The organism is Arthrobacter agilis, assembly GCF_002953615.1.
Lineage (GTDB): Bacteria > Actinomycetota > Actinomycetes > Actinomycetales > Micrococcaceae > Arthrobacter_D > Arthrobacter_D agilis_B.
Map to the genome: position 1 here is coordinate 3,464,621 of NZ_CP024915.1, position 2,184 is coordinate 3,466,804.

Here is a 2,184-nt window from a genome sequence, read left to right on the forward strand (position 1 = left end):
ACACCGCCGATGCCCGCCCCCTTCCCGCCGAGCTCGATGCAGCAGCCCGAGGACTCGGGGTATCCCTGGTGCCCCGGGACGAGGACGGCACCTTCGACGACGCGGCGGCGGTCCAGGGCCTCACGAGGGAGGACGGGGTGAAGACCCTGGTGGTCAAGGTCAGCGGCGGGACGACCGTCTTCGTCCTGATCCCGGGGACGAGACGCCTCGACTGGTCCAGGCTCCGCGCGCTGCTGGCCGTGAACAAGGCCTCGCTCGTGCCGCCCGCGACCGCCCTCGAACTCACCGGCTACGAGTCCGGGACCATCACGCCACTGGGCAGCGGGAGCGTCCTTCCCGTCTATGCCGACGAGCGGATCCGGGGACGGCGGATCGGCATGGGATCGGGATCCCGGGACTTCCTGCTGTTCACGGACGCGGATGCACTCCTGGCATCCCTCTCGGCAACCCTCGGTGACATCACCACGGAGATCCCGGGAACCTGACGGCGGGCCTTCTCAGTCGAGGAGCCTGGCGTAGCAGACCGAGTGTGCCTCGCCCGCGTACAGGCCGAAGGCGGGAATACGGTGGTACCCCTCACGCTCGTAGAACCGCATGGCGTCGGGCTGCTCCGTGCCCGTCTCGAGCAGCAGCGTCCTGCTGCCCATGGCGAGCGCCTGCTCCTCGATCCGTCGGAGGATCGCCGTCGCGACGCCCTGGCCCCTGCGCTCGGGAAGCACATACATCCGCTTCACCTCGAGACCTCCGTCGCCGAGCGGGCGCAGACCCCCGCAGCCGACGGCCGTTCCATCCGCTGCCCGGGCGACGACGAAGAAGGGCACGTTGTCCGCGGTAGGGGGCTCTCCGGGCTCGTGGTCCTCGCTGCCGTAGCGCACGTGCAGTTCGGCCTGCTGGGCGTTGCGCAGCGCCTCGGCGTCGGGGGCGTCGAAGGGCACGCGTTCGATCGTCAGCTCCATGCGGGGCCTGTCCTCTCGGTGTTGTGGGCGCGGCGGCACCGTCGACCGGGACGGGTGTGTTCCGGCACGGCACGCCGTGATCCTACCGGCGCCTGCCTCGGGGGGGGTGCGGACTACAGGGCGATCAGGGCTTCGATGATGTCGTACGTCTCCGTGCGCGTCGTGTAGTCCACCCGGACGTCGATGAGGCGGATGGTGCCCGTGGCGTCGGCGACGACCACCGTGGGGAACGGGATGGCTGCGGTGCGGTCCATGTTGGTGCCTGCGACGTCGATGCCCAGGGCTGCGCGTGCCGCCTCGGATTCCGCGCTGGGCACCGTCACGATCCCGAGGCGCGAGGCGAGGGCGTTGCCCTCGTCCGAGTACAGCTCGAAGCGCAGTCCCGCGGCGCGTGCGGCCGCGACAGCGGTCTCGGGGGCCTGGGGGCTGATCGCGATGAGCCGAGTCCCGAACGCCTCGACGACGGGGCGGAGCTCGCGCTGGTACGTCTTCAGCGCGATACTGCAATACGGGCACCACGAACCGCGGTAGAACACCAGGATGGCCGCCGCGGCCCCGAGCACCTCGCCCAGACGCACCTGGCGGCCGTGCTCGTCGTGCAGGACGGCATCGGGGAGCAGGTCGCCCGCGTGCGCCGTCCCCGGGGGGATCCCGGCGCGGCGGAGATCCTCCTGCTCACGGGCGAAGACCGCTGCGAGGGCAGGGCCGACCTGCGCCTCGAACGTCGGCCTGTACTCGTCGATCTGGAATGCGATGGTGTTCGTGAACGCCGGTCTCTGCTTCATCTGTCCCCCTCAACAACACCGCAGGTGCCTCGATCCCGCAGCAGGACCCATTGTGGTGCACGTCACCGCGAATTCCCAGCGCGCCGGTCCGTCCGCGTCATAGTCCGCACCGCCCGCCATCGCGGCGCACCAAGGACAGAAACGGATTCCACCCGTCCCAGGAGGCCGGTTCCAGCGGTGCCGGCGGGCGATCCGGGCATGCTGCGGAAGACCTGCAGGAATCCTCTGGCATCCTTCAGGCGCCCCGCCGCCGTCCGACGACGACCTCCGGGACAATGGTGGAGGAGCCCCGCCGCGGCAGGGACCTCCGGCGCCCGGGCGACCGCCCGGCGACAACGGCAAACCCGGCGCGAGCCGGGGACGCAAAGCCACGGGACCCCTGCGGTCAGCCGGGCTACCGAACCAGCTAGGTGCCGACCATGACTCCACCCGCGACTCCCCCC

Annotated in this window: 3 protein-coding genes and 1 riboswitch; of the genes, 1 reads left to right on the forward strand and 2 read right to left on the reverse strand. The window is 70.9% G+C overall.

Annotated features, from left to right (window positions below; translation table 11 throughout):
* Positions 1 to 485: aminoacyl-tRNA deacylase (locus CVO76_RS17100; protein WP_432206110.1), on the forward strand; the 485-nt coding region annotated here is incomplete at its 5' end.
* A gap of 12 nt (positions 486 to 497) precedes the next feature.
* Here CVO76_RS17100 and CVO76_RS17105 read toward each other — a convergent pair.
* Both CVO76_RS17105 and CVO76_RS17110 read right to left on the reverse strand, forming a co-directional pair.
* Entirely contained in the window at positions 498 to 956 is a 459-nt protein-coding gene (locus CVO76_RS17105) for a GNAT family N-acetyltransferase (RefSeq protein ID WP_208740245.1), read from the reverse strand.
* A 113-nt stretch (positions 957 to 1,069) separates the two neighbouring features.
* Positions 1,070 to 1,741 (reverse strand): peroxiredoxin-like family protein, encoded by a 672-nt coding sequence (locus CVO76_RS17110; RefSeq protein ID WP_208740246.1) that lies wholly within the window; start codon positions 1,739 to 1,741, stop codon positions 1,070 to 1,072.
* 327 nt (positions 1,742 to 2,068) lie between these two features.
* Positions 2,069 to 2,143, forward strand: a riboswitch (cyclic di-GMP riboswitch).
* Positions 2,144 to 2,184: the final 41 nt, after the last annotated feature.